At 67.5% G+C, this 21,975-nt stretch carries 19 protein-coding genes and 1 pseudogene; 16 read left to right on the top strand and 4 right to left on the bottom strand.

The window, feature by feature from the left end; genetic code table 11:
* The first annotated feature begins 59 nt into the window (after nucleotides 1-59).
* The 12 genes and pseudogenes from DOS48_RS16055 (at nucleotide 60) to DOS48_RS16000 (ending at nucleotide 12,622) form a co-directional block, all read left to right on the top strand.
* On the top strand, nucleotides 60-641 hold the full coding sequence (locus DOS48_RS16055) for a biotin transporter BioY (RefSeq protein ID WP_127116716.1): 582 nt from the start codon (nucleotides 60-62) through the stop codon (nucleotides 639-641).
* Nucleotides 642-650: 9 nt separating this feature from the next.
* Nucleotides 651-1,409 carry an energy-coupling factor ABC transporter ATP-binding protein gene (locus tag DOS48_RS16050; protein ID WP_127116715.1) on the top strand — a complete coding sequence of 253 codons (759 nt, stop codon included), beginning with the start codon at nucleotides 651-653 and terminating at the stop codon, nucleotides 1,407-1,409.
* Nucleotides 1,406-2,118, top strand: a pseudogene (locus DOS48_RS16045) (energy-coupling factor transporter transmembrane component T family protein). The gene DOS48_RS16050 and the pseudogene DOS48_RS16045 overlap by 4 nt, the downstream one beginning before the upstream one ends.
* Nucleotides 2,119-2,193: 75 nt before the next feature.
* A complete protein-coding gene (locus tag DOS48_RS16040) occupies nucleotides 2,194-4,353 on the top strand; it encodes a (Fe-S)-binding protein (protein ID WP_127116714.1) in 2,160 nt (719 codons plus the stop codon).
* Between the two features lie 117 nt (nucleotides 4,354-4,470).
* The gene (locus DOS48_RS16035) at nucleotides 4,471-5,496 is read left to right on the top strand and encodes a PstS family phosphate ABC transporter substrate-binding protein (protein ID WP_127116713.1); all 1,026 of its coding nucleotides are present in this window, start codon (nucleotides 4,471-4,473) and stop codon (nucleotides 5,494-5,496) included.
* Nucleotides 5,497-5,552: 56 nt separating this feature from the next.
* Complete coding sequence (pstC, locus tag DOS48_RS16030) at nucleotides 5,553-6,524, top strand: phosphate ABC transporter permease subunit PstC (RefSeq protein WP_127116712.1); 972 nt, start codon at nucleotides 5,553-5,555, stop codon at nucleotides 6,522-6,524.
* Nucleotides 6,524-8,287, top strand: coding sequence for a phosphate ABC transporter permease PstA (gene pstA, locus DOS48_RS16025; RefSeq protein ID WP_127116711.1), 1,764 nt, complete (start codon nucleotides 6,524-6,526; stop codon nucleotides 8,285-8,287). Before pstC ends, pstA begins: the two co-directional genes overlap by 1 nt.
* Before the next feature lies 1 nt (nucleotide 8,288).
* Complete coding sequence (pstB, locus tag DOS48_RS16020; RefSeq protein WP_127116710.1) at nucleotides 8,289-9,119, top strand: phosphate ABC transporter ATP-binding protein PstB; 831 nt, start codon at nucleotides 8,289-8,291, stop codon at nucleotides 9,117-9,119.
* A 99-nt stretch (nucleotides 9,120-9,218) separates the two neighbouring features.
* On the top strand, nucleotides 9,219-9,638 hold the full coding sequence (locus DOS48_RS16015; protein ID WP_127116709.1) for a cobalamin B12-binding domain-containing protein: 420 nt from the start codon (nucleotides 9,219-9,221) through the stop codon (nucleotides 9,636-9,638).
* A complete protein-coding gene (meaB, locus tag DOS48_RS16010) occupies nucleotides 9,639-10,754 on the top strand; it encodes a methylmalonyl Co-A mutase-associated GTPase MeaB (protein WP_127116708.1) in 1,116 nt (371 codons plus the stop codon).
* 63 nt (nucleotides 10,755-10,817) lie between these two features.
* A complete protein-coding gene (locus DOS48_RS16005) occupies nucleotides 10,818-11,774 on the top strand; it encodes an alpha/beta fold hydrolase (RefSeq protein ID WP_127116707.1) in 957 nt (318 codons plus the stop codon).
* 65 nt (nucleotides 11,775-11,839) lie between these two features.
* Complete coding sequence (locus DOS48_RS16000) at nucleotides 11,840-12,622, top strand: response regulator (RefSeq protein ID WP_127116706.1); 783 nt, start codon at nucleotides 11,840-11,842, stop codon at nucleotides 12,620-12,622.
* A 61-nt stretch (nucleotides 12,623-12,683) separates the two neighbouring features.
* Here the strand turns inward: DOS48_RS16000 and DOS48_RS15995 are convergent, their stop codons facing one another.
* A complete protein-coding gene (locus DOS48_RS15995; RefSeq protein WP_127116705.1) occupies nucleotides 12,684-13,202 on the bottom strand; it encodes a DUF4442 domain-containing protein in 519 nt (172 codons plus the stop codon).
* 144 nt (nucleotides 13,203-13,346) lie between these two features.
* Here DOS48_RS15995 and DOS48_RS15990 point away from each other — a divergent pair, with 144 nt between their 5' ends.
* Complete coding sequence (locus DOS48_RS15990) at nucleotides 13,347-14,327, top strand: TIGR00269 family protein (RefSeq protein ID WP_127116704.1); 981 nt, start codon at nucleotides 13,347-13,349, stop codon at nucleotides 14,325-14,327.
* An 81-nt stretch (nucleotides 14,328-14,408) separates the two neighbouring features.
* Here the strand turns inward: DOS48_RS15990 and ftsZ are convergent, their stop codons facing one another.
* The 3 genes from ftsZ to DOS48_RS15975 form a co-directional block, all read right to left on the bottom strand.
* A complete protein-coding gene (gene ftsZ, locus DOS48_RS15985; RefSeq protein ID WP_127116703.1) occupies nucleotides 14,409-15,626 on the bottom strand; it encodes a cell division protein FtsZ in 1,218 nt (405 codons plus the stop codon).
* A 4-nt stretch (nucleotides 15,627-15,630) separates the two neighbouring features.
* Nucleotides 15,631-15,810: a ribbon-helix-helix domain-containing protein gene (locus tag DOS48_RS15980; RefSeq protein ID WP_004595187.1), complete on the bottom strand. Its 180-nt coding sequence runs from the start codon at nucleotides 15,808-15,810 to the stop codon at nucleotides 15,631-15,633.
* 216 nt (nucleotides 15,811-16,026) lie between these two features.
* On the bottom strand, nucleotides 16,027-16,623 hold the full coding sequence (locus tag DOS48_RS15975; RefSeq protein WP_127116702.1) for a zinc ribbon domain-containing protein: 597 nt from the start codon (nucleotides 16,621-16,623) through the stop codon (nucleotides 16,027-16,029).
* Between the two features lie 164 nt (nucleotides 16,624-16,787).
* Between DOS48_RS15975 and DOS48_RS15970 the strand changes: the two genes are divergently transcribed.
* From DOS48_RS15970 to DOS48_RS15960, 3 genes are read left to right on the top strand one after another with little or no spacing between them, the layout of a single operon-like run.
* Complete coding sequence (locus tag DOS48_RS15970; RefSeq protein ID WP_127116701.1) at nucleotides 16,788-17,177, top strand: bZIP transcription factor; 390 nt, start codon at nucleotides 16,788-16,790, stop codon at nucleotides 17,175-17,177.
* Between the two features lie 27 nt (nucleotides 17,178-17,204).
* Nucleotides 17,205-20,792, top strand: a complete 3,588-nt coding sequence (gene smc / locus DOS48_RS15965; protein ID WP_127116700.1) for a chromosome segregation protein SMC — start codon at nucleotides 17,205-17,207, stop codon at nucleotides 20,790-20,792.
* Nucleotides 20,785-21,735: a ScpA family protein gene (locus tag DOS48_RS15960; protein WP_127116699.1), complete on the top strand. Its 951-nt coding sequence runs from the start codon at nucleotides 20,785-20,787 to the stop codon at nucleotides 21,733-21,735. Before smc ends, DOS48_RS15960 begins: the two co-directional genes overlap by 8 nt.
* The last annotated feature ends 240 nt before the right edge of the window (nucleotides 21,736-21,975 follow it).

Genomic DNA, 21,975 nt, shown 5'->3' with positions numbered 1-21,975 from the left:
AGCGCCGCCCCGAGTCGTAAACCAGTATTTTCAAGTTGGTTTACGAGCGTGTCGAGGGTATGGCAACCAACACGGAATCCGTCGACCTCGTGGGCGACGAGGCCGCGACGAACCTCGTCCGCGCGGCGCTTTTCGCCGCGCTCGTCGGCGCGTTCGCGTACGTGACGTTCCCGAATCCGGTCTCGCCAGTCTCCGTGACGCTACAGGTCCTCGGCGTGTTCCTCGCCGGAATCTACCTCGGTCCGGTGTGGGGGACCGCCTCTATCGGGCTCTACCTCGCGGCCGGCGCGCTCGGCGCCCCGGTGTTCCAGGGCGGCTCGGCCGGCGTCGGCCAGCTCGTCGGGCAGTCCGCGGGCTACCTCTGGTCGTACCCGCTCGCGGCCGGCGCGGTCGGCGCGGTCGTCCACCGGGGCGTCGCGCTCCGAGACCTCGACGCGGTCGGGCTCCCGACGCTCGTCGGCGCGATGGTCCTCGGCACCGTCATCATCTACGGGTTCGGCGTCGCCGGCCTCGCCATCGTGCTCTCGCTCGGCCCCGTCGAGGCGGTGACGGTCGGCGCCGCGGCGTTCCTCCCCGCGGAGGCCCTGAAGATCACCGCCGCGGTCGGGATCGTGCGCTCGGACGCGATCGCGGCCGCGTGAGGTGCGGGCGTGATCGAGGTCGACGGCGTCACCTGCCGGTACGACGGCGGCACTGACGACGACGCCAGCGTCACCGCGGTCGACGACGTGTCGCTCTCGGTCGGCGACGGGGAGTTCGTCGTCGTCGCCGGCGCGAACGGCTCCGGGAAGACGACGCTCGTGCGGACGTTCAACGGGCTCGCGACGCCGGACGCCGGGGCGGTCGCGGTCAACGGGACACCCGTCGAGGCCGACCTCGTCGCCGCCCGGACCGCGGTCGGCATGGTGTTTCAGGACCCGCGCGACCAGCTGGTCGCGGCCACCGTCGGCGCCGACGTCGCGTTCGGGCCGGAGAACCTCGGGCTCTCGCACGACGAGATCGACCGCCGGGTCGCGGCGGCGCTCGCGGCCGTGAACATGACCGGCCGCGAGGCCGACCGGATCGCGTCGCTGTCGGGCGGCGAGCGCGAGCGCGTCGCGATCGCCGGCGCGCTGGCGATGGAGCCGGACCACCTCGTCTTAGACGAGCCGTTCACCGGCCTCGACGAGCCGGCGCGGCGGTCGGTAGTCGAGCACTTGCGCGAGCGCCACGCGGCGGGCACGAGCGTGATCGTCGTCACCCACGACCTCCGCGACGTGCTCGGGCTCGCCGACCGCGTCGTGGGGCTGTCGGACGGGCGCGTCGCGGTCGACGCGGGGCCGGACGCGGCGACGACGGCGCTGGCGGAGCTGGGCGTTCGCGTCCCGAAATCGGTCGCGAGCGACGACGCGAGCGAGGCGGGGCGGTGACGCTGTCGTACGTCCCCGGCGACTCGCTCGCACATGAGGTGGACCCGCGAGCGAAACTGCTCGTCCAGGTCGGCTTCGCGGCCGCGGCGTACGCGTACACCGCCCCCGCGGGCTCGCGGCGCTCACGGTCGTGGCCGTCGCCTGCCTGTGGCTCTCGGGGGGCGGCCCGCGCGACCTGTGGTCCTACCGGGCCGCGTTTCCGGTGCTCGCCCTCGCGCCGCTCGTCGCCGGGGCGACGCTCGGCGCGCCGTGGTTCCGGCTCGACCGCGCCGCGACCACGGGGCTCGCGAGCTACCGGGTCGTCCTCCTCCTCGTCGTCGCGGCCGGGTACGTTCGCTCGACGCCGGTCCGCGAGTCGCGGGCGGCGCTCCAGCGCTCGGTGCCGGGAAAGCCCGGCCAGTTTCTCGGCGTCGGCGTCGCGCTCGTGTTCCGGTTCCTTCCGCTCTTAAAACGGGACCTGGTGACGGCGCGGGCGGCGGTCCGGGCCCGCGGCGGCGGCGCGCTCCCGGTCCACGAGCGGATGCGCCTCGTCGCCGTCGCGGGCGTCAACCGGGCGTTCGGGCGGGCCGACCGGCTCGGGACCGCGATGAACGCGCGCTGTTTCGCGTGGAACCCGACGCTGCCGCGACTGGCCTTCGGCTGGCGCGACGCGGGCGCGGCGGCGGTCGGCGGGGCGTTGCTGGCGGCGGCCGCGGCGACGGCGGTGTGACGCGGCCGAAAACGCGCGACGACAGGCACAAGCGTTGTGGCAAGTTTTAACCGCGCAGTATCCGCCTAATCTATCATGACACCCCTGCAGGCGGCCACCCGAGAGACCTTTTGGACGATCGGTCCGATCGGGAAGGTCGCGTTCTACTGGCTCGCCGCGGTCGCGATACTCGTGTTCCTGTACGGCGTGTACGCCCGGTTCGCGGCGTACGCGCGCGGAAGCGCGGACCCGCGCGACCGACTGTCGAACCTCGCCGGCCGGACGGTGAGCGCGACGAAGACCGTCCTCTCCAACGAGAACCAGTTCGACCGCGACCTGTACGCGGGCGTGATGCACACCTTCGTGCTGTGGGGCTTTCTCACCCTGCTCGTCGCGACGACGATCCTCGGGTTCGACATCGACGTGTACCGCCCGCTCACGGGCGAGTCGTTCTGGGTGGGCGACTTCTACCTCGCCTACCAGTTCGCCGTCGACGCCTTCGGTCTGCTCTTCGTCGTCGGCGTGGGGATGGCGATGTACCGGCGCTACCGGAACCGCGAGGGGCGGCTGTGGGGCAAACACACCTCCTTCGAGGACGACGCGTTCGTCTGGACGCTCTTCCTGCTCGGCGTCGGCGGGTTCGTCGTGCAGGCGCTCGGCATCGTCGGCCAGCCGGCGCGCGCCGACGAGACGGTGAGTTTCATCGGGATGGCGATGGCCGCCGGGTTCCGGTGGGCCGGGCTGACGGCGGCGGGCGCCGAGGCCGTCTACGGCGTCGTCTGGTGGAGCCACTCGCTGCTCGCGTTCGCCTTCGTCGCGTGGATCCCGTACGCGAAGCCGTTCCACATGATCTCCTCGTTCGCGAACGTCGTCGCCCGCGACGAGAAGGCGGGCGCGCGCCTCCCGAACGTCCCGGCCGACCTCGATCACACCAACGCGGAGTCCCTCGACGACTTCACCTGGAAGGAGCTGCTGGACGGCGACGCCTGCACGAAGTGCGGGCGGTGTACCGACGCCTGCCCGGCCGACACGGTCGGGCGGAACCTCGACCCGCGGAACGTCATCCTCGATTTAAAAGCGTACCGCGAGTCGGTGAGCGACGATCCGGTGGCTGGTTCGGGCGGGGCGGACACAGTCGCAACTGATGGCGGCACCGTCCCCATCGTCGCCGACGAGGGCGGCGTGATCGACAGCGAGTCGATGGAGTCGTGTATGTCGTGTATGGCCTGTATGGACGCCTGTCCGGTCGACATCGAGCATCTCACCTCGTTCACCAAGATGAACCGCCAGCTCGTCGACGAGGGGGCCGTCGACTCGAACCTCCAAGCCGTGTTCCAAGACGTGATGCAGAAGGGGAACACCTTCGGCGAGTCGCAGTCGAGTCGCGCCGACTGGGCCGACGAGTTGGAGGACGTCAAGGTCCCGGACGCCCGCGAGCGCGAGGTCGAATACCTCTGGTACGTCGGCGACTACCCGAGCTTCGACGACCGGAACAAGAAGGTCGCTCGCGCGCTCGCCCGACTGTTCGACGAGGCCGGCGTCGAGTTCGGCATTCTCTTCGACGACGAGAAGACGGACGGCAACGACATTCGCCGGATCGGCGAGGAGTTCCTCTACTTAGAACTGGCGGGCCACCACGTCGAGACGTTCGCGGACTGCGAGTTCGAGACCATCGTCTGTACCGACCCGCACTCGTACAACACCATCAAAAACGAGTACCCCGAGGTCGACTTCGCCGAGTTCGCGGACGATCCGATGATGCCGTTCGACAGGGAGGAGCCGTGGAACGCGGATGGAAAAATCGACGTGCGCCACTGGACGCAGGTGGTCGAGGAGCTGGTCGACGACGGCCGGCTCGGACTCACAGGCGACGAGCTCGACTACACCGTCACCTACCACGACCCCTGTCACCTCGGGCGGTACAACGACGAGTACGAGGCGCCCCGCGAGTTAATCCGCGCGACCGGCGCCGACCTCTACGAGATGCCGCGCTCGCGGAACGACTCGTTCTGCTGTGGCGGCGGCGGGGGCGGGCTCTGGACCGAACACGACGAGGACGTGAAGCCGAGCGAAGAGCGGCTCCGCGAGGCGGTCGAGGACACCGACGCGGGCGGCGCGGTCGAGAAGTTCGTCGTCGCCTGCCCGATGTGTACGACGATGTTCGAGGACGGCCGGAAGACGGGCGACTTCGAGGACGACGTGGAGATCGTCGACGTCGCGGAGCTGTTGATCGAGGCGATCGAGGCGGGGAGATAGGTCTCGCCGGATTTTCTATATAACCTATATATAGAAACATAGCCGTACCGGGCCGTACGCGCCCCCACATACTCCTCATAGCATACTACTTAACCGGAACTCGCACATTCCGATGTAATGGCTTCCAGCCACGACGCGGACACAACAGGGATCACGCGGCGGCAATCGCTTGCGGCGCTCGGCGGCGCCGGGACGCTGGCGCTCGCCGGCTGTACGCAGAGCTCCGGAGACGGCTCGGACGGTTCCGACGGTTCGGATGGCTCGGACGGCTCCGACGGCTCGCTCTCCGGCGCGATCAACATCGCGGGATCGAGTACGGTGTTCCCCCTGATGACCGCGGTCGCAGAGGACTTCGCCGAAGACCACCCCGACGTCCGGATCGACGTCAGTTCGACCGGCTCCGGCGGCGGCTTCGCGAACTTCTTCTGTGTCGGGGAGACCGACTTCAACAACGCGAGCCGGCCGATCAAGGGCGAAGAGGAGGATCTGTGCGCCGAGAACGGCGTCGAGTACGTCGAGCTCATCGCCGCGACCGACGCGCTCACCGTCGTCGTCAACCCCGAGGCCGACTGGATCGACTCGCTCACCGTCGAGGAGCTCGCGACGATCTGGGAGTCCGACTCCGTCGAGACGTGGGACGAGGTTCGCGACGAGTTCCCCAACGAGGAGATAGAGCGGTTCGGCGCCGCAGACACCTCGGGAACCTACGACTACTTCATCGAGGCGATCCTCGGCGAGCGCGGCCACACGAGCGACTACCAGGCGACCGAGCAGGACAACACGATCGCACAGGGCGTCTCGGGCAGCGAGTACGCCATCGGCTACTTCGGCTTCGCGTACTACTTCCAGAACCCGGACCAGCTGAAGGCGCTCGGCATCGACGACGGCGACGGCCCGGTCGAGCCGAGCCTCGAGACGGCGGCAAGCGGCGAGTACACGCCCCTCTCGCGGCCGCTGTTCACCTACCCGTCCATCTCCTCGCTCGGCGAGGAGCACGTCGCCGAGTTCGCTCGCTACTTCGTCGAGCAGACGACGAACGAGGACCTCGTCGCCGGCGACGTCGGCTACGTGCCGGCCACCGAGGAGACTCAGGAGGAACAGATGAGTATCCTCGAAGACGCGATCGAGCAGGCGCAGGGCTAACTCGGTAAGATGAACCGGTGTATTGATTTGCGACTGCGTGTGATACCCCATCGTTCGTGACTGACAGCACAGAGAGTCCCGACCTGTCCCGGCAAGGCGGGCTCACACGACTGAAGGAGGGAACCTACGGTGGGTTGTTCGCCGTATGTGCGGCCGTCACCCTGCTGACGACGGTCGCGATCTTCGTAACGCTTCTGTTGGACGCGGTGGTGTTCTTCTCGACTATCCCGATCACCGAGTTCCTGACGACGACCAACTGGAGCCCGAACCCGGCCGGCGGCGGGCAGGCGTTCGGTATCATCCCCCTGCTCATCGGGACGTTCGTCGTGACGGTTACGGCGGCGTTCATCGCGCTCCCGACCGGCACGCTCACAGCGATCTACCTCAGCGAGTACGCGACGTCGAACGCGCGCTCGATCCTGAAACCCCTCTTAGAGATCCTCGCCGGCATCCCGACCGTGGTGTACGGCTACTTCGCGCTGGTGTACGTCACCCCGGCGCTGAAGGCGACCCTGTTCCCCGAGATGAGCACCTTCAACGCGCTGTCAGCGTCGATCATGGTCGGCATCATGACGATTCCGATGGTGTCGTCGATATCGGAGGACGCGATGAGCGCGGTCCCCGACGACCTGCGGCAGGCCGGCTACGGGCTCGGAGCGACCAAGTTCGAGGTGTCGACGGGCATCGTGGTGCCGGCCTCCATCTCCGGGATCGCCTCCTCGTACATTCTCGCCGTCTCCCGCGCCATCGGCGAGACGATGATCGTCGTCGTCGCGATGGGCGCGCAGGCGCGGATGCCGGCGGTGCAACAGGCCTTCGGCATCCCCTTCGTCAACCCCGCCGACGTGCTCTTGCAGTCCGGGATGACGATCACCGTCGCGATGGTGCAGATCGCCGGCGGCGACCTGACGGGCGGGACGACGCCGTACGACTCGATGTTCGCGCTCGGACTCGCGCTGTTCGTGGTGACGCTCGTAATGAACGTGATCAGTGACATTATCGCGGAACGCTACCGGGAGGAGTACTGATGGCGACAGAGAACGCGACCGCGGACGGTTTCGGCGAAGTCAGCCGGATTCGCGGGATCATCTTCGAGTACCTCTCGTTCGGCGCGAGCGTGTTCGGGTTGGTCGCGCTCGGCGTCCTGCTCGTGTACGTCGCGGTCGACGCCTTCGACCTGGCGAGCGCCAGCCCCGAGTGGCTGTTGACGTACTTCGCGACGCTCGTCGTCCCCTACCTCGGATTCTGTCTGTACAGCGCAGACGACGCGGAGATCACGCGTCGCGCGCTGGCGGCGCTCGGCGGCGGGTTAGTCGTCGTCGCCGCGCTCTTTACCGGCATCGAGGCCCTCGTCGGGATGATTCCGCGCCTCAACTGGCAGCTGGCGTACCTCTTCGTCGTCGTCGCTCCGACGGCCGCGTACCTCACCTACGTCGGAAGCCGCGGTCGGGTCGGCGCGGTCGGCTTCGGGCTGGTCGGTCGGCTCGTCGGCGGCGTCGCGATCGGGCTCGCGGTCGGAACTCTGTTCTTGGTGTTCGATTCGCTGGTGTGGTTCCTCGCGTACACGCTCGGCGTGGTGCCCGCCATCGCGCTGTACGCGATCGGTCGGCGGCGGGCGGGGTCGCGGCTGACGACCGCGGCGGTACCGGTCGGACTCGTCGGCGTCGTCGCCGCGGCGGTGCTTCGGGAAGCGGTTCAGACGTACCCCTCCGACCTCGTCATCTACCTCTGGACGATCGCGATTCCGGTCGCAGCGGCGGGGGCGCTCGTTGCCGCCGACCGTAACGGTCGGATCGCCACCGGACTCGTCGGGGGCGTCCCGCTCGTCATCGCGGCGGCCAGTGGCTTCCTGGCGACGGGAGCCGGACTGCCGGGCGAGACCGTCCTGCTCGTCGTCATCCTCGCCGCCGTCCCGACGGCGGTGTACATCTCTCGCGTGGTGGCGTCCGGCGACGGGTTCGTCGGCCTCGCCTTCCCGCTCCTCATGGCCCTCGGGGTGATCGCCGGAGCGCTGATCGTCGAGTCGATGGGCTTCCCGGCGCCCGACCCGTGGCTCGACACCTCGTATCTCACCGAGGCGCCGTCCCGGACGCCGGAGGAGGCCGGGCTCTACCCGGCCATCGTCGGCTCCGTGATCATCATCGCGCTCGTCGCGGTGCTGTCCTTTGTCCTCGGCGTCGGGACCTCCGTCTTCTTAGAGGAGTACATGCCCGAGAGCGGGCCGCTCGGCTCGCTGACTCGCCTGCTGCAGATCAACATCGCGAACCTGGCCGCCATCCCGTCGGTCGTCTACGGGCTGCTCGGGCTGGGGCTGTTCGCGAACCTGCTAGGGTTCGGGTTCGGGACGGCGGTGACCGCGTCGCTGACGCTGTCGCTTCTCATCCTCCCGATCACGATCATCTCCGCACAGGAGGCGATCCGGTCGGTGCCGGACGACCTGCGCCGCGGCTCGGACGCGATGGGCGCGACCCGGTGGCAGACGACGAAGAACGTCGTCCTCCCGGAGGCGCTTCCCGGCATCCTGACCGGGACGATCCTCGCGCTCGGGCGGGCGATCGGCGAGACCGCGCCGCTCATCATGATCGGCGCGGCGACGACGGTGTTCAGCGCGCCGAGCAGCCTGTTCAGCCGGTTCAGCGCGATGCCGATGCAGATCTACGCGTGGGCGAACTTCCCGCAGGCGGAGTTCCGGTACGGGGTCGTCGCCGCCGGCGTTATCACGCTGCTTATCATCCTCGTCGGTATGAACGGGACGGCGATACTACTGCGAAACCGCGCGGAGAGGAACTAACATGAGTAACACAGAGACGAGCGACTCGCTCATCACGACGGACGTAGAGACCGGATCGAACGACCGAACGACCGAATCACAGGAGACGGCGGTCGCCGCGCACAACCTGAACGTCTACTACGGCGACGACCAGGCGATAGACGACGTGTCGATGGAGATCCCGGAGAACCGGGTGACCGCGCTTATCGGTCCCTCGGGCTGTGGGAAGTCGACGTTCCTCCGGTGTATCAACCGGATGAACGACATGATCGAGATCTGTCGCGTCGACGGGAGCATCGAGTTCGGCGGCAAGAACGTCTACGACGGCGACGTGGACCCGGTCGCGCTGCGCCGGAAGATCGGGATGGTGTTCCAGAAGCCGAACCCGTTCCCGAAGTCGATCCGCGACAACGTCGCGTACGGACTGAACATCCAGGGGTTCGACGGCGACGTCGACGCGCGCGTCGAGGAGTCGCTGAAAGGCGCCGCGCTGTGGGACGAAGTGAAAGACCAACTCGACTCCTCGGGGCTCGAACTGTCCGGCGGACAGCAGCAGCGGCTCTGTATCGCCCGAGCGATCGCACCCGATCCGGAGGTCATCCTGATGGACGAGCCGACCTCGGCGCTCGACCCCGTCGCGGCCTCGAAGATCGAGGACCTCATCGACGACCTGGCGGAGGAGTACACGGTCATCATCGTCACGCACAACATGCAGCAGGCGGCCCGGATCTCGGACCGGACCGCGGTGTTCCTCACCGGCGGCCAACTCGTCGAGTACGACGACACGACGAAGATCTTCGAGGACCCCGAAGAGCAGCGCGTCGAGGACTACATCACCGGAAAGTTCGGATAGGCGGCTCGCGGCCGGCGGTGGCGCGGCCGGCGTGACCCCGTCGCCGAAACTACCTGATTTTCCGTTAGAATCAAATCGGCAGGCGACGGACAGTCGGGTATGAGCGCCGAACAGGAGACACAAGCCGTCCGCTGTCTGGTCGCGAAGGTCGGTCTCGACGGCCACGATCGGGGAGCACACGTGATCGCACGGGCGTTTCGGGACGCCGGGTTCGAAGTGGTCTACTCCGGGCTCCACCGCGCGCCAGACGAGATCGTCCAGGCGGCGGTCCAAGAGGACGTGGACGTGCTTGGCATCTCCATTCTCTCGGGGGCACACAACACGCTCGTACCGAAGGTGATCGAGGGGCTCAAAGAGTACGACGCGTTCGAGGACACCCTCGTGTTGGTCGGCGGGATCATCCCCGACGACGACGAAACCGAACTCAAGAAACTCGGCGTCGCCGAGGTGTTCGGGCCGGGAACGCCGATGGAGGAGACGATCGAGTTCATCCGGAACAACCTGCCGGAGCGAGCGTAGATGGACGGGCCGGACGCAACCGCGCTCGGCGACGACGACGCCGAACTCGTCGGCGACCTCCTCGACGGGAGCCATCGGGCGCTCGCGCGCGTCATCACCCGCATCGAGAACCGTACCGCCGGCTACCGGGGAATCGTCGCCGCGCTCCACGAGCACACGGGCGGCGCGGACGTGATCGGGATCACCGGCGCGCCCGGCGCCGGGAAGTCGACGCTCGTGGACAAACTCGCCTCAACCTACCGCGACCGGGGCGACACCGTCGGCGTGGTGGCGGTCGATCCGTCGTCGCCGTACACCGGAGGGGCGGTCCTCGGCGACCGGATCCGGATGGCCTCGAACGTCGGCGACATGGACGTGTTCTTCCGGTCGATGAGCGCTCGCGGCCAGCTCGGCGGCCTGTCGATGGCGACGGCAGACGCCGTGAAGGCGCTCGACGCCTTCGGGAAGGACGCGATCATCATCGAGACGGTCGGCGCCGGACAGAACGAAGTGGACGTGGTCCGCACCGCCGACACCGTCGCGGTGCTCGTCCAACCCGGCTCGGGCGACGACGTGCAGACGCTGAAGGCCGGCATCTTGGAGATCGGCGACGTGTTCGTCGTTAACAAAGCGGATATGGACGGCGCAGAGCGAACCCTCGCCGAGTTAGAGGAGATGGTCCACCGGCGCGAGGGGCCGACGAAGGGGCTCGACGGCGGCCACCACGGCTTCGAGGTGCCGGAGCACCCGGACGACGAGAGCGACGGGGACGCGGACGGCGCGGCGGAGTGGAGCCCCGAGGTCTGTCGGACCGTCGCGAACACCGGCGAGGGCGTCGATTCGCTGATCGAGACGTTCGACGCCCACGCGACCCACCTCCGCGAGTCGGGGGCGATCGAGGCGACGAAACAGCGGCGCTACGCGGAGGAGATCCGGACGCTGGTGCGCTCAGACGTCGGCGCGCTCGCGACCGCGGAGATCGACCGGCATGGCGGAATCGACGCGCTCGCCGCGTCGGTCCGTCGCCGAGAGACCGATCCGTACAGCGTCGCCGCGGAGATCGTCGGACCGATCGCGGAGTGCGTGGAGGCCGACGCGGACGGCGCCGAGCGTCCGGAGTCGGCGACCGAGCGGTGAGAAGGAACCAGTAGGCCGCCTCGCGCCACGAGGTATAAGTCGCCAGCGGACCAACACGTTGCTATGAAACTCAGGAACCTCGCCGGGACCGCCCTCCTCGGCGTCGGCGCGCTCGCCGCCCTCAACACCGGACTCCGATACGAAGGGGAGTTGGAGTCGCCCCTCGACGGCGACGACGGCACGTTCCGTTGGCGCGGGATGAACGTGGCCTACACCGAGGCCGGCGACCCGGACGCCCCGGACGTCGTCCTCTTACACGGGGTCAACGCCGCCGGCTCCGCCGGCGAGTGGCGCGAGGTGTTCGACGCGTTGGCCGCCGACTACCACGTCGTCGCGCCCGACCTGCCGGGGTTCGGCCGCTCCGACCGGCCGCCGCTCCGCTACTCCGCGGCGCTGTACGAGGACTTCGTGCAGGACTTCCTCGCCGACTTCGACGAGCCCGCCGTCGTCGCCTCCTCGCTGTCGGCGGCGTACGCGGCCGCGGCGGTCGACACCGGCGACTCGGCGGCCGGAGGCGTCGACGTCCGCGGGTTCGTCGCCGTCTGTCCGACGACCGTCGCCGGACCGAGTCCGCCGAAGTCGTGGCTCAGAGAGCTGATCCGGGCGCCGCTCGTCGGCGACGCGATATTTAACGTCCTCACCTCGAGACCCTCGATCCAGTATTTCAACGCCGACCACGGCTACGACGACCCGGCGAACCCGAGCGAGGAGTGGACCGACTACGAGTGGCGGACCGGCCACGTCGAGAACGCGCGGTTCGCGCCCGCCTCGTTTATTTCGGGGTACCTCAACAGCGACCTCGACCTCGCGGCGGCGTTCGGGGCGATGGACGCGCCGCCGACCATCGTGTGGGGCCGCGAGGCCGAGGTGAGCCCGCTGTCCGACGGCCGCGACCTCGCCGACGCGGCCGGCTCCCGGCTCGTCGTCTTCGACCGAGCCAAGCTGCTGCCGCACGTCGAACACCCCGAACGGTTCGTCGAGACCGTCGAGGAGACGCTCGTCGCCGGCCTCGCGGCGTAACGGACCGGTATCAGTTCTGAGCATCGGGAGGAAACTGCTTTATCCGGAACGGTTCGAGTCCCGGTATGACGGACGCACCGCGGCGAGTGCTCTGTGTCGACGACGAGCCGGGACTCGCAGAGTTGGTCGCGGCGTTCCTCGAACGCGACGAGCAGATCGACTGTGAGACGGTCGTCGAGACCGACCCGGCGGCCGCGCTCGACCGGATCGAGCGCGAGGAGTTCGACTGCGTGGTCAGCGACTACGACATGCCCGGCCGGACCGGGATCGAACTCCTCTCCGACGCCAGAGAGAGCCGCCCTGACCTGCCGTTTCTGCTGTTCTCCGCGACCGAACCGGACACGATCGCGGCCGAGATGATCCGGGCGGGCGTCAGCGACTACGTGACGAAAGCGGACGGTGCCGACGGGTACACCGCCCTGCTGCGCCGGGTCGAACACGCGGTCGAAGGCGACGACGGGGGGTTCAGATCGGACCCCGAGGGAGCGGCAACCCCGGACGGCCTGCCGGGTTCGGTCGCGTTAGACGGCTTCTGTACGGTGGCGCCCGACGGGACCTTCGAGTTCGTCGGCGAGGAGTACGGCGCGTTGTACGGCTACGACCCGGAGGAGCTCGTCGGGGAGCGGTGGCAGCGGCTCCATCCGACGGAGGAGGTCGACCACATCCGGAGCCACATCATCCCGGCGGTCATGGAGGGCGAGCGGTGGACCGGCACGAGCACCGGGCTCCGCGCGGACGGGACGACCTTCGCGGAGTCGAAGATGGTGACGACGACGAGCGACGACCGCCTCGTCATCTCCGTCTCGAAGTTCGAGGACGTTGCGGCGCGAGCGCGGGCGGACGACTGAGTCGGTCAGGTCGTCTGCGAGAGTCGTCGGGTCGACACCGGCAGCCGTCGGGCGGACGCCGTCACTCGTCCCGCCGGACGTACACCGTTTTCTCACAGGCCGCGTGGACCGTCCCCGTCTCGTCGACCAGCGACACGAGGTACTCGCGGTCGACCGAGTCGCCGGGGGCGAGGTCCTCGCGAAGCGTCTCGATTTCGTCGTCCGCGAGGGTGAACTCCGCGTACAGGGTGTCCCGGCCGGGTTCGATGAACTCGATCGCGGCCGACTTGTCCCAGACGGTGAACCGATCGCCGAGGATCCGGCGGAGCATGATCATATACACCGGGTCGACCGCGCCGTAGAGGCTGCCGCCGAACGTCGTGCCGACGGCGTTTCGCGTCCGCCAGTTACAGGGGAGTCGGACGCGGACGTACCGCCAGTTTGCACCGATGTGGTCGACGCGGGCGCCGGTACCGCGGTAGGCGGGCAGGAGGTTGAACCCGTGGCGCAACAGCCGGGTTCGAAGGCTCTCGGCCGGCGGGTCCGACTGGAGCGGCCTGGGGGCGGGGTTGCGGTCGACGCCGGTCGGAGACTCGGTCACAGACAGATGGAGGCGGCCCCGCGGGCAAACCCGTGTCGGAACCGGCGACAACGCGCCCGCGGTTGTCCGTGAGAAGAGCCCACACGAGAGACGCCCCAGCGCGGCCCGAAACCGGTATCAGCGCGCGCCTGTAACCCGACATCGATGGAGTGTGACAGGTGCGGAGACGACGCGATCCACCACGCCGCGTACTCCGGCGCGCATCTCTGTGGCGCGCATCTCCGCCGGTCGGTCGAGAAACGCGTGAAGCGCCGCGTCCGCGAGGACTCGCTCCTCGATCCCGAGGCGACACCCGAAGATCCCGACCGCTGGGTGATCGGCCTCTCGGGTGGCAAAGACAGCGTCGCGCTGACGCAGATCTTAGACGACGTGTTCGGGACGGACCCCCGCGTCGAGATGCTCGCCCTGACGATCCACGAGGGGATCGAGGGGTACCGCGACGAGAGCATCGACGCGACGATCGAACTCGCCGAGGAGCTCTCGCTCCGCCACGAGGTCGTCTCCTACGAGGAGGAGTTCGACGTGCAGATGGACGACGTCGTCGAGAGCGACCCGGAGAACATGGCCGCCTGCGCGTACTGCGGCGTGTTCCGCCGCGACCTCTTAGAGAAGTACGCCGCCGAGTTCGACGCCGACAAACTGCTCACCGGCCACAACCTCGACGACGAGGCCCAGACGGCGATGATGAACTTCCTCGAAGGCGACGTCCGACAGGTCGCGAAACACTTCGACGCCTCGCTCGGCCCCTTCGACGAGCGCGCCGGGACCGACGCGTTCGTCCCGCGCGCCAAGCCGCTGCGTGACGTGCCGGAAAAAGAAATCGCCCTCTACTGTCACGTCCGCGACCTGCCGACGCATATGGCCGAGTGCCCGCACTCGTCGGAGGCGTACCGCGGCGAGATCCAGTCGACGATCCACGAGTTAGAGGAGAACCACCCCGGCGCTCGCCACTCGATCATGGCCGGCTACGAGGAGTTGTCCGCGCTGGCCGCCGAGCGCTACCGCGAGGGCGGCGAGGCCGCCGCCGACGCTCCCGACCTCGGCGAGTGTGAACGCTGCGGGTCGAAGACGAGCCGCGACGTCTGCCGGAAGTGCCGGCTCTTGGATTCGATCAAAGCGGTGTGACCCGCGAGCGGCGGGCAAAAAACAGCGCACGAACACCGCAGTCAGCAGATCGATTCGATACGGTCCGAGTCGGGCGACGCCTCAGCGGATGACGTCGAGCCCGTTGTTCTGTTCGGTCGGATCGCTGCCGCCGTCAGACTCCCACGCGCCCTGGTCGGTGCCGCCCGACGTCATCGCGGTGTTTCCGTTACCGTTCGCCTGAGCCGCCCGCGAACGCGAGTCACCGAGATCCTCGCTGTCGACGGCCGCACGGGACTTGTCGGCCTGCTTTTGCGTCGAGGGGCCGAGCACCTGCGCGCTCTGGACGCCCGTCATGATCGCCATGACGCGGACCTTCCCCTTGTACTCGTCCTGGATGCGGGCGCCCCAGATCACGTTGGCGCTCGCCTCCAGCCGTTCGGTGATGTTGTTCGCGATACCCTCGGCCTCCTTGAGCGTGAGGTCCGGGCCGCCCGTGATGTGGACGAGTCCGCCGCTCGCGCCGCGGTAGTCGACGTCCAACAGCGGGTGGTTCATCGCGTCGTTGACCACCTCTTGGGTCTTGTTCTTGTCTTGGGTCTCGCCGACTAACATCACGGCCACGCCGCCCTGGTTCATGATGGTGGACATGTCGGCGTAGTCTAAGTTGATCAGGCTCGGCTGGGTGATCGTCTCGGAGATCCCCTTGACCGTCTCCGCGATGATCTGGTCCATCACGGAGAACGCCTTGCCGATCGGGAGGTTCGGGACGTAGTCGAGCAGGCGGTTGTTGTCGAGGACGATGATCGAGTCGGCCTCGTTCCGGAGGGATTCGAGCCCCTCCTCGGCTTTCACCGTGCGGGCGCGCTCAACGTTGAACGGCGTCGAGACCATCCCGACGACGATGGCGCCCTGTTCTTTGGCGATTTTCGAGACGACCGGCGCCGCGCCGGTGCCGGTCCCGCCACCCATGCCGGCGGTGACGAAGACGAGGTCGGCGTCGCCGAGGACCTCTTTGATCGTCCCCTGGGCCATCTCGGTGGCGCGCTCGCCCATCTTCGGGTCGCCGCCGGCGCCGAGCCCCTGCGTGAGCGACTTGCCCACGAGGATCTTGGTGTCGGCTTCGACCATCTTCAGGTGCTGTTTGTCGGTGTTGATCGCGACCGTGTCGGCGCCGTCGACGCCGATGTTGTAGAGTCGGTTGACGGTGTTGTTGCCGGCGCCGCCGGCACCGACGATGACGATTCGGGGGTCGCCGAACTCGTCGTCGTCCATGCTGACATCCATGTCGCGCTTCTCCGCTTCCGCGTTGTCGAGGGCGTCTTGTACGAGATCTTGCATGAATTTACACCTTCGCCCAGTTGCGGTTGCGGCCGCGCTCGTCGCGTTCGCCATCCTGTTCGTTCAGCATGTCGCGGACGGCCGACCGGATCGCTTCGCTCCGGTTCGGGAACTCGCCCGTTTCCACCATCTGTTCGACTTCGTCGATCTGCTGTTTCGGTATTCGTAGTGTCACACGCTCCATTGGTATTCCCCCGGTAAGACGGCGACCACGCGACGCGTGTGTCCTACACCGACGAATCGCCCGACGACGGGGGGATGCCCCGCCTCGGACGGCCGCTGTAAGACGACCGTCTTACGCAGTTGTAGTCACTGAGGCAACTAATATAAAAGTATCGGTGGATGTAAGACAGAGCGTGAAAACGCCGGAATTCGGGCGTATACGGCGGTCGAGAGTCGGTTATCGATCTTTCAAAACGTCGGCGGCGGGGGTCCGACGCCCGCAACCGGGACAGAACGCCCAGTCGGTTCGGAGCTCGTCGCCGCACTCACAGAACGCTCGGTGCGACTGCTTCGTGCCGCAATTCGGGCAGTAAACGTGGTCTCCGGGCACGTTTTCGCCACATCCGCCGCAGGCGTTTTCGGGCGTTTGCACGTCCGGATCGGTCGGCGTCTTACGCGTCGTCGGCTCGGCGTTCGCCGTCGTCTCACGTGTGACGCGGGCGTCGTCCTCCGCGGCGCCCGGAGCGTCGAGAGTGACGTTTACGTTGATCTCGCCGGCGTTTCCGGGCGTATACGCCGTCGAAGGTGTCCCCGAATACGCCTGCGGATCGCCGAGCCGCTCGTCTAACGCGACATCGAGTCGCTCGGCGATGAGTTCGTCGACCCGATCGGCCAGCGCGGCGTCGACCGTCTCGTCCGACGCGTCGACATCCTCGTCGACGGCGCCGTCGAGGTGCGTCCGAAGGGCTTCCCGCATCACCTCGCTTTTCGAGGCGTCACACGCTTCCAGCCGCTCGACGAGGTCGTCGTCGGCACGGAAGGTGATCTTGCTCATACCCGTTCGGTACCGACTCTCAGTACAAGAACCTTCGCCTCGTGTCCGACAATCGACAGACACATATCAAATATCAGTTATATTCGGAGCGCGACCGATCTGTGCCATGTGGACACATATGTCTGACGCAGATTTATACGGCCCGCGTGGGCATACGTGTGTATATGAGTAACCGTGTCGAGGACCTCGAACGACAGGTCGCGGAGCTACAGGCGGCGGTGAACGGGCTGACCGAAGAGCTCGTCGAGATGAAAGAGCGCGTCCGACAGGTCGAGGACGCACAGGAGGTGTCCGTCACGGCCGAGCAGCCGACGCCGGCGTCGGAGGAGGCAGCGGCCGACGAGACCGACGAGGCGCCCGACACCGAGCGCCGCACGCACTCCGACGACCACGTCGAAGTCGTCGAGCGAACCGGCGACGGCCCGACGGCCGGGACGGGCGCCTCGGCCGGGGACTCCGGCGCTTCCGAAGGAGAAGCGGCCGAGGCCGAGTCGGCCGACGAGGCGGACGAGGCGGGCACCGAGGAGTCCGACAGCGACATCATCGTCGCGTAATCCGCGAGCGTCCACCCTCCGCGACACATGCACATCACAGAAGTAGTGTTAGACGGGTTCAAGAGCTTCGGACGAACGACGAGGATCCCTTTTTACGACGATTTCACGGTCGTGACCGGGCCGAACGGCTCCGGAAAGTCGAACATCATCGACGGCGTCCTCTTCGCGCTCGGGCTGGCCCGGACCCGCGGGATCCGAGCGAAGAAGCTCACGGACTTGATCTACAACCCCGGCCACGACGGCGGCGAAGAGTCCGACGGCCCAAAAGAAGCGTCGGTGACGGTGGTGCTCTCCAACGCGGACGGCACGCTCGATCGCTCGCAGGTCGTCTCCGCCGCCGGGACGGACAACGTCGGTGACGTCTCCGAGATAACGATCAAGCGGCGCGTGAAAGAGACGGAGGACAACTACTACTCGTACTACTACCTCAACGGGCGGTCGGTGAACCTCTCGGACGTGCGAGACCTGCTCGCGGCCGCCGGCGTGACGCCGGAGGGGTACAACGTCGTGATGCAGGGCGACGTGACCGAGATCATCAACATGACCCCCTACCAGCGACGGGGGATCATCGACGAGATCGCGGGCGTCGCGGAGTTCGACGAGAAGAAGGAAGCCGCCTACGAGGAGTTAGAGACGGTCGAAGACCGGATCGAGGAGGCTGACCTCCGGATCGGCGAAAAGCAGGACCGGCTCGACCAACTCGCCGACGAGCGCGAGACCGCCCTCCAGTACCAGGAGTACCGCGACGAGTTGACCGAGTACCGCGGCTATCTCAAGGCCTCCGAGCTCGAGGAGAAGCGCGAGTCGCTCGCGGGCGTCGAAGGCGACATCGACGACGCCGAGGTCGAACTGGAGGACCTCCGCGCCGAACTCGACACCAGACAGGGGAAGCTCACGCGCCTCCAAGAGGAGTTGGCCGACCTCAACCACGAGATAGAGACCAAAGGCGAAGACGAGCAGATCGAGATCCGGTCCGAGATCGAGGAGGTGAAAGGCGACATCTCGCGGCTGGAAGATCGGATCGAGGCTGCGGAGGAGCGCGTCGCGGAAGCCGAGACCGAGCGGCGCGACGCGTTCGTCCAGATCGACCGCAAAGAGGAGGCGATAGCGGAGCTCGAAGCCGAGATCCGCGAGGTGAAAGTCGAGAAGGCCTCGGTGAAATCGGAGATCGCGACGAAACGCTCCGAACTCGCCGACGTCGAGGCCGAAATCGAGGGCGCGGACACGGAGTTCGACGAACTGAAAGCCGACCTCGCGGAGAAGAAGGAGGCGATGGAGTCGCTGCGCGAGGAGAAAAACGAGCTCCAACGCGAGAAAGACCGGCTGCTCGACGAGGCGCGGCGGCGCTCGAACGCGGTGAGCGAGACGCGCGCCGACCTGGAGGAGGCCCGCGAGTCGATCCCGGACCAGAAGGCGCGGCTCTCGGAGCTCCACAGCGAACTCGACAAGGCGCGGAAAAACGAGGAGACGATAGAGGACGCGGTCGCCGACCTGTTCGCGGAGAAGGCCGAAGCGAGCGAGCGGTTGGAGGAGGTCGAAGAGACCCTCCGCGAGAAGCAAAACGAGTACGCCAAACTCGAAGCGGCGGCCGACGAGCGCGGCGACGCCTCGTGGCCGCGCGCGGTGACCGAAGTGAAGAACGGCGGGATCGACGGCGTCCACGGCGCCGTGGGCGAACTCGGGTCCGTCGAGGCCGAGTACGCCGAGGCCTGCGAGACGTCGGCTGGCGGTCGGCTCGCGAACGTGGTCGTCGACGACGACGGCGTCGGCTCGACGTGTATCGACTACCTCAAGCGACGCAACGCGGGCCGGGCGACGTTCCTCCCGATCACGGAGATGGACGATCGGAGCCTCCCGCGGACGCCCTCGATGCCGGGGGTCATCGACTTCGCGCGCAACCTCGTCGACTACGACGCCGAGTACGAGGGGATCTTCTCGTACGTCCTCGGCTCCACCCTCGTCGTCGAGGACATGGCGACCGCGCGCGACCTGATGGGCGACTACCGGATGGTCACCCTCGACGGCGATCTCGTCGAGAAGTCGGGCGCGATGACCGGCGGGTCGGGCGGCGGCTCCCGGTACGCCTTCACGAAGTCCGGCGGCGGGAAACTGGAGCGCCTCGCGACCGAGATATCGGGGCTCGAAGACGATCGGCAGGCCCTCCAGTCCGACATCGACGCGCTCGAAGCCGACATCGACGACGCTCGCGACCGGAAGGCCGACGCCGCGGAGCGGGTCCGCTCGCTGGAGGCCGACATCGAGCGCGCCGACGAGGAGCTGGCCGCGTCAGAAGAGCGGATCGCGGACCTCGAAGACGAACTCGACGAGTTAGAAGACGAACGCGAGTCGGTCGACACGGAGATGACCGACCTCGACGACGAGATCGACGCGCTGAACGCGGAGATAGACGACCTCGACGGCGAGATAACGGACATCGAGACGGAGCTCGCCGACTCGAAGATCCCGGAACTCTCCGAGCGCGCGGACGAGATCCGCGCCGAGATTTCGGATCTGGAAGACCGGATGAACACGCTCGACGGGCGGCAAAACGAGCGGGAACTCGAGAAGGGGTACGCCGAAGACGCGGTCGACGACCTCCACGACACGGTCGAGACGGCCCAAAATCGGAAGGCGGAGGCCGAGAAAGCGATCGCGGACTACGAGAGCGAAATCGAGGAGCGGGAGGCGATCTTAGAGACGAAACGCGAGGCGATAGCCGATCTCGAAGAGGAGCTGACGGAGCTCAAAGCCGACCGCGAGGACCTCAGGGAGTCGATCACCGAGGCGACGCGCGAGCGCGACGAGCAGCGGTCGGAGGTGTCGGCGGCGGAGTCGGATCTGGAGGATCTCACCGACCGCCGCGACCGGTTGGCGTGGGAGATAGACGAGTTGGAGTCGCAGGTCGGCGAGTACGACGCCGACGAGATTCCGGACCTCGACGCGGTGGAGTCGCGGATCGAGGAGTTAGAAGGCGAGATGGACGCGCTCGAACCCGTCAACATGCTCGCCATCGACGAGTACGACGAGGTCGAGGAGAAGTTAGACACGCTCCAGGAGCGCCGGGACGTGCTCGTCGAGGAGCGCGACGCCATCGAAGAGCGCATCGAGGGGTACGAAGCCGAGAAGAAGCGGACGTTCATGCAGACGTTCGAGTCGATCAACGACCAGTTCGAGGACATCTTCGCGCGCCTGTCTGCCGGCAGCGGCGAGCTCCTCTTGGAGAACCCCGAGGACCCGTTCGAAGAGGGGCTGACGATGAAGGCGCAGCCGGCGGACAAGCCGGTCCAGCGGCTCGACGCGATGAGCGGCGGCGAGAAGTCGCTGACGGCGCTCTCCTTTATCTTCGCCATCCAGCGGCACAACCCCGCGCCGTTCTACGCGCTCGACGAGATCGACGCGTTCCTCGACGCGGTCAACGCCGAGCGCGTCGGCGAGATGATCGAGGAGTTGGCCGAGGACGCGCAGTTCGTCGTCGTCGGACACCGCTCGGCGCTGTTGGAGCGCTCCGACCGCGCGATCGGTGTCACGATGCAGGGCGACAACCTCTCTGCGGTGACCGGGATGCAGTTCGGCGACGACGGCGAGCGCGACGAGGAGGTGACCGCCGATGACTGAGCCGCCGGAGTCGGGAAGCGGTGTGCCCGACCTGGACCTGACGAGCGAGCGCGACGGAGCGCTACCCGACTCGCCCGGCACGGACGGGCCGGCCGAGCCCGCCGCCGAGGGCGAGGGAGCGAGCGACGAGTCGGAGGGCGACGACGAGAAGGTCGAGCCCGTCGAACTGCTCGTCCAGCTCGCCGAGGAGGGCGAAATCGAGCCGTGGGACATCGACATCGTGCAGGTGACGGACGCGTTCTTAGAGAAACTCGACGAGACCGACCTCCGGACGACCGGGCGCGCGCTATTTTACGCCAGCGTCCTGCTCCGGATGAAAAGCGACGGGATGTTGGCCGACGACGACGGCGAGGACGACGAGCCCGAACCGGAGCCGTGGGAGGTGGCGATGTCGTCCGGCGCGGCCGATCCGGTCGACGGCGACGGGTTCGACCCCGTCGACAAGCTGGAAGCCGAGATGGATCGGCGGCTCGACCGGAAGAACACCCGCGGGTCCCCGGAGACGTTAGACGAGTTGGTCCGGGAGCTTCGCGAGGCCGAGCGCGGGTCGTGGTGGAAAGACTCCCGGAAGTACGACACCTCGGAGTCGCCGCACGGGTACGCGCGCGGGACACAGACGCTCGATTACCACACCGGCGACGAGTTCCGGCGTGACGGCGAGCCGACCGCCGGCGAGGCGACGGACCGAACGCACGACGAGGACATCGAGGAGGTGATAGTGGAGATCGACAACGCCCTCCGGACCCACTTCGACCGCGGGCGCACAGAGGTGTTGTTCGGGGAGATCGAACGAGCCGGCGGGCGGCCTTTCATGACGTACCTCGCCCTGCTGTTCATGGCGCACCGCGGCACGGTGCGGCTCCAGCAGGACGACCTGTTCGGCGACCTGTGGGTGAAAGACCCGTCGGCGATGGTCGGCGAGTCGGAAGCGATAGCGGACTGATAGGATTCCGGTTATCGTTTGCGGGTCGGCACACGCGCCGCCAAAGGCCCAGCCGCTCACTGATACGTAGTTGGCCTAGTTGAGCTCGGAGCGACGATGGATACCTCCAAAGCCCGCCCTCCCCAGCATCGCAACCTCACGCCTCCCCAGCACCGCAACCTCACGCCTCCCCAGCCTCGCGGCTCGCGCTTGTCAGCGCTCGCCGCGTCCCTCGCGCATGCTCCTCACGCCCTGCGGGCG

The organism is Halorubrum sp. PV6, assembly GCF_003990725.2.
In the GTDB taxonomy this organism is placed as follows: Archaea; Halobacteriota; Halobacteria; order Halobacteriales; family Haloferacaceae; genus Halorubrum.
This window is presented reverse-complemented; position numbering and strand designations above follow the sequence as displayed.